The 17,451-nt window shown below is 40.5% G+C and carries 14 protein-coding genes and 1 pseudogene; 9 read left to right on the top strand and 6 right to left on the bottom strand.

Features of this window, described 5'->3' with window-relative positions:
- The first annotated feature begins 21 nt into the window (after positions 1-21).
- From ACED48_RS18760 to ACED48_RS18740, 5 genes are all read left to right on the top strand, one after another.
- Positions 22-1,632 carry an ABC transporter ATP-binding protein gene (locus ACED48_RS18760; protein WP_017055793.1) on the top strand — a complete coding sequence of 537 codons (1,611 nt, stop codon included), beginning with the start codon at positions 22-24 and terminating at the stop codon, positions 1,630-1,632.
- On the top strand, positions 1,629-3,311 hold the full coding sequence (locus ACED48_RS18755) for an ABC transporter ATP-binding protein (protein ID WP_017055792.1): 1,683 nt from the start codon (positions 1,629-1,631) through the stop codon (positions 3,309-3,311). Before ACED48_RS18760 ends, ACED48_RS18755 begins: the two co-directional genes overlap by 4 nt.
- Before the next feature lie 134 nt (positions 3,312-3,445).
- The gene (locus tag ACED48_RS18750; RefSeq protein WP_017055791.1) at positions 3,446-4,522 is read left to right on the top strand and encodes a 3-deoxy-7-phosphoheptulonate synthase; all 1,077 of its coding nucleotides are present in this window, start codon (positions 3,446-3,448) and stop codon (positions 4,520-4,522) included.
- 387 nt (positions 4,523-4,909) lie between these two features.
- Complete coding sequence (locus ACED48_RS18745) at positions 4,910-6,091, top strand: isochorismate synthase (protein ID WP_017055790.1); 1,182 nt, start codon at positions 4,910-4,912, stop codon at positions 6,089-6,091.
- 13 nt (positions 6,092-6,104) lie between these two features.
- Complete coding sequence (locus ACED48_RS18740) at positions 6,105-7,712, top strand: (2,3-dihydroxybenzoyl)adenylate synthase (protein WP_371694036.1); 1,608 nt, start codon at positions 6,105-6,107, stop codon at positions 7,710-7,712.
- Between the two features lie 55 nt (positions 7,713-7,767).
- Here the strand turns inward: ACED48_RS18740 and ACED48_RS18735 are convergent, their stop codons facing one another.
- The 6 genes and pseudogenes from ACED48_RS18735 to ACED48_RS18710 form a co-directional block, all read right to left on the bottom strand.
- Positions 7,768-8,634: an isochorismatase family protein gene (locus ACED48_RS18735; RefSeq protein ID WP_017055788.1), complete on the bottom strand. Its 867-nt coding sequence runs from the start codon at positions 8,632-8,634 to the stop codon at positions 7,768-7,770.
- Positions 8,635-8,917: 283 nt separating this feature from the next.
- Positions 8,918-9,119 (bottom strand): annotated as a pseudogene (locus tag ACED48_RS18730) (ATP-binding cassette domain-containing protein); the annotation flags it as partial.
- A 91-nt stretch (positions 9,120-9,210) separates the two neighbouring features.
- The gene (locus tag ACED48_RS18725; RefSeq protein ID WP_017055787.1) at positions 9,211-9,930 is read right to left on the bottom strand and encodes a 4'-phosphopantetheinyl transferase; all 720 of its coding nucleotides are present in this window, start codon (positions 9,928-9,930) and stop codon (positions 9,211-9,213) included.
- A 516-nt stretch (positions 9,931-10,446) separates the two neighbouring features.
- Complete coding sequence (locus ACED48_RS18720; protein ID WP_017055786.1) at positions 10,447-10,965, bottom strand: metal-dependent hydrolase; 519 nt, start codon at positions 10,963-10,965, stop codon at positions 10,447-10,449.
- On the bottom strand, positions 10,962-11,672 hold the full coding sequence (locus ACED48_RS18715) for a hypothetical protein (RefSeq protein ID WP_017055785.1): 711 nt from the start codon (positions 11,670-11,672) through the stop codon (positions 10,962-10,964). Before ACED48_RS18715 ends, ACED48_RS18720 begins: the two co-directional genes overlap by 4 nt.
- Positions 11,673-11,700: 28 nt before the next feature.
- Complete coding sequence (locus tag ACED48_RS18710; RefSeq protein ID WP_017055784.1) at positions 11,701-12,423, bottom strand: hypothetical protein; 723 nt, start codon at positions 12,421-12,423, stop codon at positions 11,701-11,703.
- 1,413 nt (positions 12,424-13,836) lie between these two features.
- Here ACED48_RS18710 and ACED48_RS18705 point away from each other — a divergent pair.
- From ACED48_RS18705 to ACED48_RS18690, 4 genes are all read left to right on the top strand, one after another.
- Entirely contained in the window at positions 13,837-14,862 is a 1,026-nt protein-coding gene (locus ACED48_RS18705; RefSeq protein ID WP_017055783.1) for a hypothetical protein, read from the top strand.
- Positions 14,859-15,773 carry an AAA family ATPase gene (locus tag ACED48_RS18700; RefSeq protein WP_017055782.1) on the top strand — a complete coding sequence of 305 codons (915 nt, stop codon included), beginning with the start codon at positions 14,859-14,861 and terminating at the stop codon, positions 15,771-15,773. Before ACED48_RS18705 ends, ACED48_RS18700 begins: the two co-directional genes overlap by 4 nt.
- 124 nt (positions 15,774-15,897) lie before the next feature.
- Positions 15,898-16,503 carry a recombinase family protein gene (locus tag ACED48_RS18695; RefSeq protein WP_017055781.1) on the top strand — a complete coding sequence of 202 codons (606 nt, stop codon included), beginning with the start codon at positions 15,898-15,900 and terminating at the stop codon, positions 16,501-16,503.
- A 127-nt stretch (positions 16,504-16,630) separates the two neighbouring features.
- A complete protein-coding gene (locus ACED48_RS18690; RefSeq protein WP_017055780.1) occupies positions 16,631-17,434 on the top strand; it encodes a hypothetical protein in 804 nt (267 codons plus the stop codon).
- The last annotated feature ends 17 nt before the right edge of the window (positions 17,435-17,451 follow it).

The raw sequence follows: 17,451 nt of genomic DNA, 5'->3' as shown, positions 1-17,451 counted from the left end.
TGGGTTAACGAAGGTGAGAAAATGATAAATAAGATCAGCCAACATTACGTTACTCCTATCTTAATGCCAGCTTTAAGACCTTCATTAGCGAAACTTACTTTAGGGACTCTAAGCGAGCTTTTTGCTGCAGTAGCAAAAGTTGGCGCATTGCTATGTTTAATACAATTAATCGATGACCCATCTAACCAATGGGTTTACAGCGCCATCGGGCTTTGGATTTTTAGTGCATTGCTCTCATCTTTGTCCTCTTGGTTAGTTCACAATGCTGAATCTCTATTCTCAGCAAGATTACGTCGTCAGGTAGCGCAACACTTAACGCGTCTTCCAAGCAAGACGCTCTCTCGGTATGGTGATAATCAACTTCGCCGCTTGGTTTCAGAAGACATCAATACTCTACATCATATGGTTGCTCACTTGCCTTCAGAGTTTGTAACTTTCGCTATTGTACCGGTAATGTCCGTTATCATTATGCTAAATATGGCAGGTCCTATAGCGCTTTTCACCTTACTCCCAGGCCTTATTGCATCATTATATTATCTAGTCTTTCTGCCTAGATTCGCAGCTAAACATGGTGCAGAACGGATGAATATAATGGGAGAAATAGTCACCGCAGTAAATGACTACACCAGAGGCATTAGAGTTAACCGGGTTTATGGAACTCAATCAGGTGCACTCGCGAGTTATCATGGAGCAACTCAACGCTTTACTAATGGCATTATAAAATGGGTAGGGAGTGTGGCACTTCCTGCTTCCATTGCTATAGCTTTACTTCAAGCAGTTTCTACCTTTGCTATAGCTTATTCAATTTCCTACCAATTAAGCCCATCGGCAATAGCTTCTGTGTTTTTTTTCGGCTTGGCTGTCGTTTCACCAGTATTAAAGCTTGGTCACGGATTAGATTATGTCACTGCAGGTAAGAATGCCGCTAAGAACATTGGTCAATTTTTGAAACAAACACCTATAAGTAGTGGAAACGTCAATGTAGATTCTAAAGATCTTCCTTTACAGGCTTCAAAAATCTCGGTAATTAATGACACCACAACCATCATCGATAGCTTCACCCACTGCTTTCCAACAGGTTCATGTACGGCAATTATGGGGCCAAGCGGTATTGGAAAAAGTACGTTACTGCGTATTTTAGCCAATCAAGAAATACCTCATTCAGGAACCATCATGCTTGGCAGTTATGAACTGTCAACACTTACCGAAATGTCACGTCACATGGCGATACGTTATGTTCCTCAAGATATAGGGGTACTTAAAACAACGGTTAGAGAGAACTTACAACTAGCGGCGCCAAATGCCTGCGATAACGAATTTTTTGAAGCCTTAACTCTAGCCGAACTAGATATCAGCCTCGACTATGATGCCAGTCTACTTTCTGGTGGTCAGCAACAACGCGTCGCCCTTGCCAGTATATTTCTCAATCAAGCCAGCATTTTCTTGTTGGATGAACCAACCAGTGCACTTGATAAAAAAACAGCCTTATCCATCATGCGAAACCTAACGGAATTCGCGCAGAAAAAGAATAAAACCATAGTCATGGTTACCCATGATGCAGAGCTAGCCCACCTAACCGACTTTATATTGACACTACCAAAAAACGCTCAATTACAGGATGAAGAAGTATGACATATCAAACTCCCCCGTCTTCCAAATCAAATATTCCCGCGAGCGCAAAATATCGTTTATACCTAGTGGGATCGGGATGGGCGTTGGTTGCTGCACTCGAAGCCTTAGCCTACACAGTTCTTGCTGTATCATTAGTAGAACAAGCACCGCCACTAGGTGCCATATCAGCAGCAATTGTTGCTATTTTGGTGACGGTTCTAGTAACCCGATCAGGGTTTCTATCTGGTGCGCAACTAGCCGGAGATTTGTACTCAGCAGTCGGTAAGTCTCTTAGTAAAGCTAAACTTTCTTGGTTTAGCGAGCAGCATCGAACGCAACTGACTCAACTTGCCGAACGAGGCATACCTGGCTTTATGTCAATCCCAGCTCACCAGTTACAAACATTTTTGCACACGCCATTATTACCCTTATTCTTAATAGTTGGCATTGGGATCGTTGGGGGGGCAGATGTAGCTCTAATCAGTGCAATCTCACTTATGGGCGCATTGCTGATGCAATACAAAGCACAGAATTACCTCAGTAGCTCTGACAGCGAAAGACACAACGCTGATGTTCAAGCCACAAAATCAACGCTCGAGCTAATAGATCACCTTGACTTGCTCCGCTCAACTGCAGGACCTGAACGAGCGATAGAACGAATTGACCAAAGTTGGAGTACACAAGAAAAAGTACATTCGAGAATCAACCTAACTGCATCCATGGCGACTTTAACCTCTGCACTTGCAACGGTCTTCCCTTTAGCCTGCGTCACAATCTACCTAGTTCTAGAAGGAGTTACCCAACCACTATTGATTTTGGGACTGCTGATATTAATTACCAGGGCGGCTGCACCACTAGGAGAATTAGCCTTAGCCGGTTTCGCCATCAACGACGTAAAGTCATCAATAAAAGATTACAACCAGCTAACCAATGTACCAACTCTACCTGAACCCAAACCGGAAAATGCGATTACCCCTAATAACTACAATTTCGAACTAAATAATGTTGGCTATTTGGACCTTTTCAAGGGTGCCAACATAGAAATAGTACAAGGAGAAAAAGTCGTAATCAATGGCGTAAGTGGCAGCGGAAAGAGCACCTTATTAGGATTATTCTTAAGGTTTGATGACCCTAACCAAGGTCATATTTCGCTTGGTGGCATAAGCCTCAAGAATATTCCATATGACATATTAATCCAACACATCGCCTATGTTGCTCAGGATCCAATAATATTTACTGGAACATTGGCCGAAAATATTCGTTTGGGTAACCCAGAGGCAAGTAATGCTGAAGTAGAACTCTTTGCTAGACAAGCTCAACTGAGTGAGCTTATTGACTTATCAGACGATGGAATAAACCAAAATGTAGGCCAGAAAGGTTCAGGGCTTTCTGGAGGGGAAAGACAAAGAGTCGCAATTGCCCGAGCTCTAATAAAAAAAGCACCGATCCTAATTTTAGATGAAGCCACCTCTGCACTGGATGAAGTAACCGAACAGAAAATAGCCCAACACACCCAAGCATTAGACTCAACTGTTATTGTGGTAACACACAGAGACAAGAAAATCTGGCGTCCAACTCTAGAGCTTACTATTGATAAACAAAGAGTCAATGTTCTTCGTCTTAGGACCAACAGTAGACAAGACTTCGACAAATCGACGGAACCTCGATTAAGTAGAGCGATAAATTCGAGATCTTTTTAAAAATAATAATGCTAAAAACTACTACTTATGGTGTTTATCTTTCGAGTCGTATACTGACTTTTAATCATACAGTAAACATCATCGTAAGAAGCCATTGCCTTTAATAAGTGAATTAAACTTTACGGATAGTATCCATGAATACGTTAAAAAACGTCATAAACATCAAGTCAGCGATGCCTTTACCGAACCTAGAAAATATCTTAGATGAAACTATCATTAACACAGAAACTAAAGAATTTATTTTCAACCAAAGACAAGAAATAGCCAATATCCTTTCAGGTAACGACTCAAGATTGTTAGTTATTATCGGGCCGTGTTCAGTACATGAACCTAATGCCGTTATAGAATACGCGACTCGATTAGCAGATGCACAAAAGCACTACAATGGCACTTTGAAATTGGTAATGCGAACTTACTTTGAGAAACCACGAACACGAAGGGGATGGAAAGGATTTATTGTTGACCCAGATCTCAATGGTAAATTCGATTTACTCAAGGGGATTACTCACAGTCGGAAACTAATGCGATCGATTCTAAAACTTGGTGTTCCCACAGCCAATGAGTTTCTCGATTCTAATATCGCCTTATATATTGCTGACCTAGTATGTTGGGGAGCCATCGGTGCTCGCACTACTGAATCACAACCTCATCGACAGTTAGCTTCTGGGCTACATTGCCCTATTGGCTTTAAAAACGGTACTGACGGTAATATTGACATCTCTATTGATGCCATACATGCAGCACAAGATTGTCATACGATACTAACACAAACAGCCGACAACAAAACTGTTGCAATACAGACTAAAGGCAACGACCACTGCCACGTAATCTTACGCGGTGGAGCAACTCCAAATTATTCGTCCCAACATATAAAACAAACTTCTCTCCAACTTAAACGCAGTAAACTCTCGCCCAAAATAGTTGTCGACTGCAGTCATGGGAATAGCGGAAAACTCGCAAAGAACCAGTTAATGGTTGTTGAAGATATTGCTCGCCAGCTCTCTTCCGGTGAAGTCAACATCGCAGGTGTCATGTGTGAAAGCTATCTACTAGGCGGCAATCAAAAGCTAGGTAACGGATCTCTCAATTACGGCCAATCAATTACTGATGAATGCTTAAGTTGGGAGGATACTTTAATATTTCTCGACCACTTAAATGCAGCAATGTTAAAAAAAGTGAGCACTCAACCAACTTTAACCGAGTACATTTAAGTTCTGTTAACCATTTGAGAAAGTAAACAGTTACTAATCAAATGGTTAATAGTTGCTTCCCCCTTAATGTGATTAAACACCGCCCCCTCCTATAACACCTAAGTTACAAGATTATCACTAAAAACAACCACTTAACACAAGCAGTGTCACCAAATGATATCAATTATCAATTGATATTGATTATCACTATCAATTATAATTTACTCCATTCACGAATTAAAAAAATGTTATGGCGAAGAAGTCCAACCTGTTTAATCAAACCTATTGGTCTAAGCGTCACATTGAAAAAATATTCTTGTATTACTTACTCGTCTCTTTCTGAGCAGAGATAAATAGAAACTTTAGCTTATGAGTTCGAGTAAATTAGCATATTAATAAGGACAGTTTATGAAACGAGAAGTTGTCGGTTTTTCCCAAATGGCCAACGAGATGTTTAATAAAGAGCTGTTAAAATCACCGTTCTTTTTTTCATCTCCCTATAATTCAATGCTTGGTGTTGGCATCAAAACACAGTGGAGTCATTCCATACCCTTCTCCCAACTAGCAAGCAAAGCTGAAGAACTATTAAAAAAGGCAAAAACAAAGGATAGCGATAACCCTGTACTGTTTGCGACCGTTCCATTTGACGAAAGAACACCCACTCAATTTTGTATTCCTGAAACGCTTTATGTTTCCAGCAGCACACGTAGTCAAGGTAGCAATAATTGTACGTCTCAAAGTGCTAAGGTAATCTCGCCACCAACTGGGGAAGATTATAAAAATGGCGTATCCCATTTGCTGGACCTTTTTAATACCACTGAACTATCAAAAGTCGTACTTTCTCGCTCGGTGAAAATTACCACCGATGAAAACATCAACCAATGTTCGCTATTACGTAACTTATTATCAATAAACACAAATGGTTATACTTTTTGCTCTCAAATATCGGAGCATTCTAAGCTTATGGGAGCGAGTCCCGAGCTGCTCCTTTCTAAAAAAGGCAGTCACGTATTATCAAACCCGCTAGCTGGCTCGCGAGCTAAATCGTCTTGTGGTGTCGAAAATCAAAATGCATATTCTTCTTTGCTTGATACTCAAAAAGATTTAAACGAGCATAGTTTAGTAGTTGAGGAGGTCGAAAAGGTTCTCAGCCATTATTGCCATAACCTATATACCCCAATGGTCCCCTCTGTAATTGAAACAGAAACCATGCTTCATTTGTCTACTGTGTTACAAGGGCAAGCAGATGACCCAAATATCAACGCCTTAAAGATTGCAGCAGACCTTCACCCAACGCCGGCAGTATGCGGTTTCCCACGACAACCAGCTTATGCGGTCATAAAGGAAATTGAAAACTTCGATCGCGGTTACTTTACCGGAATGGTGGGCTGGTGTGATGCAAGAGGCAATGGCGAATGGGTTGTAACAATTCGATGTGCAGAAGTAAGTCTGCGATCTATGTCGATTTATGCTGGTGCAGGAATAGTTCATGAATCCTCACCTCAAAGTGAACTCGACGAAACCGGTGCTAAAATGAAAACTATTTTGCGTGCGGCTGGAATACAAGTAGATGAGCTACTCACTGTATAAGGGATATAAAATAATGATGAACGATGATTTTACACCTTGGCCTGAAAACGTAAGTAAAAGGTATAAAGAACTAGGCTATTGGCAAGACAAAACCTTATTTGATCACCTTTATAAAACTGTTATGTCGTCCCCTGATGCGCCTGCCATTTGCTGTGGTGAAATCACCTACAACTATCAGGACTTCTTGGATCGTATCTATAAGCTATCTGCCGGGTTTATGCAATTAGGTCTAAAGCCCGGAGACAGTGTCGTATTACAAATCAATAACACTGCTGAGTTCTATTTTTCATTTTTCGCTCTAACTATGAAAGGGATAAAACCCGTTCTTGCTTTACCCGCCCATCGCTACTTAGAGTTAAGCTATTTTTGTAATCATGTTGGTGCTAGAGCCTACATTTTTTCGGATCATATATCTGGTTTAGCCGCGCGTAATACGGCTAACCAATTGATTAAAGAATGCAAAACTCTAGAATATGCTATTACAACAGGTGAAACAGGTCAGAGTAACTTTATTTCATTACAAAATTTATACATCACCCCTTGTATGAAACAATATACCACTGCAGATAAAGTGGCTTTTTTCCAGTTATCAGGGGGGACGACAGGCACTCCTAAACTCATCCCCAGAACGCACAATGATTATGCTTATAGTATTGTGGGAAGTAATCACATCTGTCAATTTAACGCCGAGACACGTTATCTTTGCACCCTTCCTGCCGCTCACAATTTTCCACTTAGCTCTCCGGGCTCTCTAGGAACCTTCTTTGCTGGAGGGTGTGTCGTGCTCAGTTTAGATAGTTCACCTGAGAATAATTTTTCATTAATTGAAAAACACAGAGTCAATACATGCGCTCTCGTTCCTCCCCTCGCCTTACTATGGATGCAATATGCACAAAACGCGCAACAAGACATTTCAAGTTTAAAGCTCATTCAAGTGGGGGGAGCAAAATTTAGTGAAAATGCCGCAAATAAATTCCCGAAGATTTTTGACTGCACATTACAACAGGTCTTTGGTATGGCTGAAGGTCTTGTAAACTATACACGGTTAGATGATCCGATAGATGTCATCACGCAAACACAAGGTCGCCCTATTTCAGAACATGATGAAATACTAATCGTGAATGAGGGAGGCTTACCCGTAGTGTTAGGGGAAGAAGGTCAGTTAATGACTAGAGGCCCATATACCATACGAGGTTACTACAAAGCGGCAGGACATAATCAACGCTCATTCAATAAAAACGGATTTTACGCGACAGGAGATCTTGTTCGACAAACTCCTGAAGGTAACCTCATTGTGACAGGAAGGAATAAAGACCAAATAAACAGAGGTGGAGAAAAAATTGCCACAGAGGAAATTGAAAATATACTACTTGAACATAGTGGCATTCATGATGTAGCACTAGTAGCAGTTCCTGACGAGTTTTTGGGAGAAAAAAGCTGTGCGATAATCGTATGTAATAAAGATGTTAACCTCAAACCAGTTTCTATAAAGAAATTTTTATACGAACAAGGTATCGCAGAATATAAGATCCCAGACCACATTAAGTTTCGCAAACAATTACCTAAAACTCCTGTTGGAAAAATAAACAAAAAGGCCTTGAGAGCTGAATATAGTAGTTAAATGCTTCCCCCTCCCCCTTACTAACCCTAAGGGGGAGCTATTTAGAGAAAAAGAATTAAGCAGCTACCTGAACAGAATCCCACCAATCTTTAATCGTATTTTTCCCGACCATCTCAGCAAGATCAATATCAATACCTCTTTTTTTCCAACGACTATGTAGTGTCATTACACGTATCGAATCAAGTCCAAGAAAAATTAAGTTTTCATCAACATCGACTTCATCCAAATCAACATCCAAAATATTCGCAACATCCTGTCTCATAGATTCTAAACTCAATTCACCAGAAGAAGAGCATGGAGTAACACTTTCAATGAATTCATCCACAGATTTGACGCTACCGCTTCTGCCAGCAACATATTTTAACGTATTCAGATGATCTTCTTTAGAAAAATCTGCGATAGCATCACCAATAACGAATGGTTTAATATCCAACATAAAAGCGTCTAGTGCTGTTGAAAGAATACCAATATGTCCATAAACACCAACGATGATTAACTGGTCTCTTTGCTCTTCTTTCATCCATTCAAGTAAAGGCGTTTTCTTAAACGCACTATAACGCCACTTGGTATATTGAATATCTTCAGGTTGCGGTGATACCTCAGGTACTATCTCTGTATCTTGTGTCAGTCCAGCCCCCCAAAAATCAGTAAGTAGTGCCCTTTCGTTTGGATCTTGGTTAGCTGGTTGAGCAGTGTAAACTACGGGTATACCAGCAGATCTAGCGCTCTCTGTAACCTTGTTTACATTTCTTAGAAGCTCAGGAACCGGAGACAATGCTTTATCAAAAAAATTGAGAAAATAAGCCTGTAAATCGTGAACCAGAACAACCGATTTCTTAGGATCTATTACCCAATCGACTTTGTTAGTTGGGAATGACTCTAACGGGAGCACTTGGTATGAGGCGATCTTAGGAATGGCCATCTAATTATCCTTATTGAGAACTATCACTGCAAAATTCAAGAGTACTTGCGCCCTAACATACGAGTGCAAATACAATTAAGAATCGATATCATTTATATTCATTCTAAATCAAACAAGCATATGAAATCAATTGATATAACAAATCACTGATTGAAGAGGATATAATTTGATAGATACACCAATAAAGGAGGCTATTTTAGTGTTATTGGTATGTACACATTCGTTACCATTAATTTCAATAATATTAAAAGGGACTCGGTAAATACAGCTAAGAGTCTCAGCTTGGATAACGTCCGAACGAAACTATTTCTTTCCCTGTAAACCGCATATTCACTGAATTCGACTGACGTAAAGCAGCTAAATATTGATAACTTCAAATCAATAAACACGCTACCACGAGAAACTAAGCGTGAAGCCATGGACAAAAATGTGCTTTTCCCGGCTCCATTAGGCCCGATAACGGACGTCACCAGGCTCCTTTCAAACTTTTATTTAATAGTTTTCCGCCAAAGTCAGGCTATAAAACCACGACTCCAGTACAATTTTTCTAGTTCAATTCAGTAAACTGGTTGAAAACTACATCACCAGTGTTGTCATTAGATTGTCTTGATACGAATATAGACCACTGAATTTGGTCCCTTTTGTAAACACTGAAGTTAAGTCTTGAGTTAGCTCTAAACTGACTCTCCCAACTCTGTTATCAATGCTACAAATTTTTGCTGCATCAAAGCCAAAGTAACGACGAACCGTTGGATAAAGTGATTTATATAGGCTTTCTTTAACAGAAAACGTAACCAATAAAGCAAGCTCATACTGCATGCTACTCGCCTTTAAAAGGTTCCGCTCTGTATTAGTAGTAAATACATTTTCGGATTCTTGAATCACTGTAGGCTCAAACACTTCGATATCAATACCCGGCGACCAATGGTTGGGTTGCTGAGAAACCACAGCGATGGCTTTACCGCTTGTGTGAGATAAGCTACCACTAAACCCAAAAGGCCATATAGGCTCTCGGTTCCAAGACGAACCAACATTAAGCCCACACCCTAGTTTTTTTAGCAAAATTTGGGCAGCGTATCTTGCAGCGATATACTCCGCTCTCCGCTTCTGTACTGAAGACCCTAACGAAGTAGGAAAAGGTACATTAAAGTAATCAAACAAACTATCCTGGTAACCATCAGAATCAAACACTATAGAGCAATAATGTAGAGCCGGATTGGATCGAACATATCCCACCTCAATATCTTTAATAAAAGGAAGAAATGACGGCTTAGAAAGAAAGAGAGGTACAAACATAATTTTCCGAATAACAAGAGTGAGAGCAGACTGCAAAACAGTTCAAAAAGGTCAGCTTCTAATACAAAGTTGTCAATATAAACTCAACAAAATAGTACTAATAAAGAAAATCTATGATAGGTCACAATTAAACCAAAATGTCATAGAGATCTTGCTTTTTCTTGATAGAGAGTTCACCCGATAATTGAAGAGCCTTACCTGCCGCTTCATTCAACTTCCTCGTGAATAGCACACAATCATACAAAACCGATCAATTAAGTCAAAAAACCAATATGCAATTACACATTTAAGTGATCAGTCGCACATTTATAAAAAGGTAATAAATATTAAACTCATTATAAAATTCGATAGGTTTAAAAACATTAACGTCATAAACTTAAAGTATTTATAGGATATAATAAGCATTATCTAAATGATTAATAATCACATCAATTTGTCTACATACTGTAGCATCAGCCAATAACGGCATATATTTTTATCTTGGGGACAATGGGGGTTGTTTTCAAAAAGAAACAATCAGATCAGCCTAAATCGGTTTGTTTTCCACTCTAGTGCATCAATCACACCTTCTTGATACATGCCTCCCCAATCATAAAAAAACGGGGCAAAGCCATGTCCACCGGTAAGATGGGATAGAGCAATACACACCACTATAACCCCTGCTGAAATGGCATACTCGATAGGGTCGCCGGTTCGAAATCGCCCCCCAAACAGATGGAAGCGCCTATCACTGTAGGGCGAAAAAGGCACACCAGAGACTGTCATTGCATCAGTCAAAATATGGCTAACGCCGCCCCAAGCAAATGCCATCCCAATCCCGTGGTAATCCCAAACTAAAGTAAAGGCTAGGGCAGCCAGTAACCAATGTGTAAAAACATGCGTGGGGCCTCGATGCTTGATATGTCGATTGCCTACCTTAAGTACATATTCAAACCAATCGGGGGCGGTTGCACCTGCGACACAAACCGCAACGTGAGGCGGTGACACCACAGCGCAAATCGCGCCAGCAATTAAGGTGTGATTGAGCCATTTCATTGTGATTGAATCTCGGGAGTAGGGCGAGGAAGGAAAGCGAGCTTTTGAAGGTAACGGTTCATCTGATCGGTATACGTGGCTTCGCACATCGCCACCAAGGCTAAACGATGCTCAACAATTTTGGCCTCATGTGCCAAAACATCTCGATGAGAAGAAGCGACTTTTTCGAGTAAAGCAACTTGCTCTGATACGTTCGCCACCCCTTTTTTCACTCTAAGTTGCGCTCTTGCCTCCAAAGAGAGATAAAGCCCCATTAAGCGATAGGCATAATTTCTATCAGCTAAGGATTGAGTAAAGCTTGCTACAGAGGTAGCTGTAGCGGTACGACGTTGATATTCCCATTGGCGCTCCCGAGATTGTTCCGTCGTTGAGTAAAGCGGCATCTTGCCGACAATCCCAATATAATGCTCTGTGATCTCAGGCCAACCTTCTGAGTCATATTCATCAATGTTGGATTTCATACCCGCAATTAGGTTTATATCGAGTTTAAATTTACTCTTTTCTGGGTAGCACTTGAGCACGGTATTAAAAATCGCATCCGGATCCACTTTTGGTGCAGGTGTGAGGGCAGGGGTTGGGACGTTATAGTGTGGAGCTTGCCCTTTTAAAGTAGGGAGCTCGTAGGGCTTAATTTCTGGGGGCGGTACCTCTGCTTCCTCCCAAGGAACACTAATACCCCAATCATTGGCATAGGCAGCACTGAACACGCATAAACTAATCCATATAAGGAAAACATTAATCAGCACGCGTCGACCTTCTTCCAGTACCTAACATCTGCAGACCACCGATTACAGCACCGGCTTCCCATGCACCTGCCACAACACACATCGCCACCATGAACCAAATCAAGGCTTTGGTCGTGTCGTAACTCACATCACTCTCTAAATTAATTCGCTGTGGAGAACGGCGCTCTACGATAGGACGAAAAGAAGGAGGGAGCCTCCCTTCCTCGCTTGATGCCATTAACCAAACTTTGGCAGACAGTAAACATTTGCGTGCTATCTGTGCCTTCCGACCTGTCAGCTTATGTGCATCATCGATAAAAAGTAAGGCTTGGGTGTCAAGAAGGTAATCAGCCAAGAGATCCGCCTTAAGCTGCAAGTTGAGCTTCCCCCAGGGCGTATAATCTTCTGATTGTACTTCTTTGTTTTGGTACCATTTTGCAATGCCTTTCACCTCCACCCAACTTGATAAAGGCATCAGCCCCTCAAGTAAAATAGGTTGCGGCTTTTTCCCCCAGATTTCGTGTCGGCTATCCTTCAAGCGCATAAGCCAGCGGCTTTTACCTGAATCATGCGCACCAGTAATTAACTGACACTCCTTCCGGCGCAAGCTGGTTTCTTTACGATCACGACTTGGCGCAAAGCGTCTTGGTGCATCAACAATCAATGGTGTCACGTAGCGTGTCCCATCTCTTCGCACTCGTTTATGATCGGTTCTGAGTTTCAAAAATCGCATTCTATTCCGTCCTTACTTGATCAGAATAAGTCACCGTATTAGAAACTGGAGAAACCAAATGAGTCATTTCGAGACTGTTCAAAACTCCATGTAATTGACATGTTTATAAGCAAACGAAAAGTAAAGTATTGAGCGAAGAACCACTGTAAAAACCGCGCAATGAAAAAAATTTTTATGTGAAACATAGGGGTAAACAACAAAGACAAGAAAGACAACAGCAACCCAACAACCATATGCACGAATAATACGGTCATTTAATACGTTCACATTTATGACAGGCAATAGAATTCTTATGACGGGCTGGGTGATGCAACATAAAAACGTTAACATCAACCAAGACCATCTTTCATTTTCTTGTTGGCTTTTCAGTCTCATACTTCATCAAGCGCGTATTTATACGACAGATTAATTAGGGCTGGGCATAGTCGCTTGGCTCGCCACACCATTGCAGGTCAAGACGTCACTCTTTCCCCTTTCTAAATAAGTTTGTGTACCACTTTATCAATCTTCTTATCTAGCGAATTCATCACTGAGAGCTTGTTTGTATCTAAATCTATTAACCTAGATTTAGCGTGTCCCCGCCTAGACACTATGAAACCGTCACTTACTATTTCTTTTACCAAGCATTAAAACTTAGCTCCACCCACTTATTTTATATCGCTGGCGAACACCCGCAACGATCAGGGCAGTAAGACCCTAAAATGCAAGTACACAATAAAAAGTTAAACGATCAAATAAGGAATAAATGGGAAATCAAGCGATCAAAAGTCTATAGATTAATAGAATTAAGCATATCAATTACACAAGGTTTGTGATGAATATTAGCTAATTTGAAGATAATATGATTAGAGTATTAACACCTACTTAACAGGTAACATCAAAGCTCTCTAGAGATTTGGGGTTACCTGTTAAGTCACCGACTGAACCTCAGTGAAGTTGGTATTATTTGAAACTAGATCCTTAAGGTTCTAGTTTCTTAGGTAAGTGTTAAAAGTATCAACATTAGCCGAAATCATATAAATATCTACCGATTTAATATGAATATCTACCGATTTAGTAGCAACATTTAACGATCACCGATATAGATATTTACCGATATTAATAAATATAATATAAACATTTACCGATCTTAACGATAGAATGATCATGATTGGTATAGTTCGTAGATCAGTTATAAATAAAAACCAATTATGTAGCCTTAAATAGCGTTAATCTGCTTCCTTAGGCCCCATGGAAGATCTTTATCACATAACTAAACATTTACCGAAGACAGTGACTATTTACCGAAGTTTATAGCTATTTTATGTGACCAAGTATAGATATTTACCGATCTAGTATAGATATCTACCGAATGCAGTGAGTTAATGATGACTATCTGTTAAAATAATACTATCGCACTATTAGGTAATGATCATGGCTTCAACATCTAGCTCTAGTTTGACGGTTATCAATGAAGAGGACCGTAAAAATCGGTTCATCTCATCCATTTTATTTTCGAGAGCTACTATCTTTCATCCAGCTTCACGCTTAACCTCCACAATGCAATCCAAACTCATTGAGATTGCACAAAGTGGCGGTACCGATCCTAACTATCCGTTAGAAAGCGTGAATATTAATAGCTATGGAAAAAACTTTAGAGTTGACCTGCATGTTGATTACTTACTTCAACCACATCGCGATATTTTAGAAACCATGTTGGCGTATGCTCAAACGATTCAATTAGACGATACTTCCTATGATGCCGGCGCACGTTTAACCTGGTCACAGATATACCAAACCATCACTGATGGTGATATCTCAGATACTCAACAAGATGGTTTTGATTCATTTATCGATCGTGACGCGACCGTTCTATCAATGAGTATGTATGAATTAGCAACCCGAATGGGGATGGCGACCACTCGCGCGAACTACGATCAAATAGAGCGTCGTATTACTCAATTAGCAACGGCTCACTTGGTGATAAATGAACTTAATGAAGAACAGAGTGTAGTAAGCAAAAAGCCATTAGAGTTTGTTCAAGACTACCGATTTTATTGTGATCGAAGTAAATTTAAAACAGGTCGTAAAAACAGTAAGAACCTGACTAACCATGTGTTTTTAGTGCCAGATATGCGTTTACTGCAAGCAATACGCGACCATGGTTACTACTATCGATTAGAACAACACAAAATGACCAACTACAGTAAACCGTCGGTTCGTTCATTTTTAAAATACATCACTACGCATAAAGCTGAATTCTTACACAACAAAAAGTTTGAGTGGGCACTCGATAGCTACATTCAATCAATTGCTTCGAAAGTCAGTCATAGCTTCCGTAGTGATCTCAGAAAAGATTTGTTGGCCAATGCCATACAAATTGAAAAAGACTTCAGTCTTCAATTTCGCGATGTCGGTAATGGCATACAAATATTTTATATAGGGGAGGGTGAGTCATGATCACTCAATCTCTTGATAGCTTGATGTCTTCACCTGAAAGTAAGAACCTAAGCTTCAGTTTGAAAGGTTTACTTAAAGGACATGTAGGCATGCTGATTGCCGCGCCTAACGTTGGTAAATCTCACCTAGCTCTTTGCATAGCAATGGAACATGCTTCTTCAATGTCTTTACTCGGGATGAGCGCAGCCGACAAACCCGCAAAAACCTTGGTATTGAGTTCAGAAGACGGAGCTGGCGTGATTCAATCGCGCATGAAAGAAAAGCTGGCTAATTGCACAGTCACTATAAAGTCAGAGCTGAAAAACAATCTCCACTTTCTTACTGATCTTGAACCTATAGTGATTCCACCCGATAGCTCGGTCCAAGAACAGACAGAACATAAACAGTATTTAGAACAACTCAAACAAACCTTCTCTGAATTCGACTTAGTGATCGTTGACACTGTTACGGAATCAATAGGCCGTTGTGAGGAAGTAAAACACGATCGCTTAATCAAAAATGTTTTTCAGAGCCTTGCCAGTGAATCAGGAGCCAGTTTGTTGCTTGTTCATCATGTGAATAAAGATGAAATCCGCGGTAACCAAGAAATTACCATGGCCTCAGGTGCCGGTTTAACATCGATAATGCGACTAACAAAGTGCTTGTTTACGTTAAAGAGAAATAAAGAAGCGTTGTCGATTAAATACCTTAAGAGTAATTACTTACCTGAAAATGAAAATCAAGAGTTCGCGGTTGAAGTGAGACAAAACCTCACTATTAATCCACAGGTCTTCAGTTTGAAATCCAAGGCGTCTAAGCCTACTCGTTCAGCGCAAAGCATTAAGCAGAGCCCCAAAAAAATCACGCTGCCCGGGACGATTCCAGAACAAGAAGATATTGAAGAGCGTAAAAACCTCAGAGACGTTTTGTAAGCGACCTCTCACAATTTCATACAGCACCGACATTCGGTGCTGTTTTTTATCTGACACTGTTCGCATTCTCTGTTACCCGTTCATATTTTTTCGCCCAGCTTGTCCAGTTTGGATCGCCTTTAGCATGGCGAACTACGCGTATTTAAGAGTCTCATCAGACAGCCAAGATGTGGCAAACCAAAAGCACGGGATCTATGACTACACCAATAAGGTTGGGATAGGTAATTTAGTGTTTGTTGAAGATGTAGTGACGGGAAAGAAAAAATGGCGACAACGTAAACTAGGTGCGTTAGTGGAGGGTATGACTAACGGGGATTGCATCGTGTTTGCTGAAGTTAGTCGAATTGCGCGTTCGACGTTACAAGTACTTGAAGTGCTAGAAGTGTGTATGGAAAAGAAGATCAATGTCTATATCGCCAAACAGAACTTACAGCTGGATGGTTCAATGCAATCTCGCATAACCGCTACTGTGCTTGGGCTGGCGGCAGAAATAGAGCGTGAGTTTATTTCTATGAGAACGAAGGAAGCGCTCGCCGCTAGAAAGAAAAACGGCATGATTCTCGGAAGACCAAAGGGCCAAGCTGAGAAGCTGAAGCTCGATGCTAAACGTGACCAAATAGAAAAGTATCTAAAAATGGGCTTAGGTATTCGACCGACGGCCAAATTGATTGATGAAGCGCCGAGTACGCTAAGGGATTATGTAAAAAGACGAAAATTAAGTTGTAGTTAGCTGTTTTAAGTATATGAATTATAAAAATAAACGATGTACCTCTCTTAATTAAATCGCTCACGTTGATGATTTTTAGGCCGTTATTTAAGATGCAGATATTGTGGATTTCAATACAAGAAGAAGTGTCATGAGAATAAAAGGACTTACCATTACTGTTATTGCTGCACTTACTATTTCAGGTTGCGCTCATCAGACCGAGTCGACACCGGATATGTATCAGAATGTAGATGTCATACTTGCTGCTCCGGGTATGGTTGCGGTAGGTGAAGAGCCTCTCCAAGTGGGGAGTATTAAGAGCAAAGGTATTTTGCTTTATTCAAGCGTATATGCTCGAGATAAGGGCGATATGATTGAAATCGTCAAGATCTATGAACGTTCAGACATGGACAACTTTCCAGTGGCTTACAGTCGTTATTTATATAAATTTAACGGAGCGTTTTTGGAGCTTGATAGCCATAGTGCAGAACAAACTGGTCTTATTGGCTCTTGGCCAATACCAAGGCTTGATAAATCAGACGTAGAACGCCTTGTTACTATTGGTAGTTCAAAGGGATTCAGCTTATACAATAATAATGTAGCCGACATAAAGGGGAGCGATGATCATGTCACCCTCAAACCATCTCTACGAAACAAAGATGTGATTATGAATCTTACTACTCAGCGTAAGTGTGATGATGTCGGGTATAAAGCATTAGGTGGGTATAATACAACATTCATTTTAAATGATGACAATACGCAGTTTATAGGACATGGAGAGTGCGACAGTTATACAAACACCGTCAGCTACCAATTCCCTCAGTCGTTTAATGCTCTGTTACGTGATTGGGACAAGCAAGGAAGAGCTTATGGTGGAGTCACTATTCATGGAGTTACTTATTCGATACCAGCTCTCGGTTTTACTTATGCTGAGCACACCGTCAGAAAAAATTAATACTCGATAAATAATGT

This window comes from Vibrio sp. 5S239, assembly GCF_041439575.1.
GTDB lineage: Bacteria > Pseudomonadota > Gammaproteobacteria > Enterobacterales > Vibrionaceae > Vibrio > Vibrio kanaloae.
The sequence above is the reverse complement of the archived record's forward strand: the minus strand, read 5'-3'. Positions and strand labels throughout refer to the sequence as shown.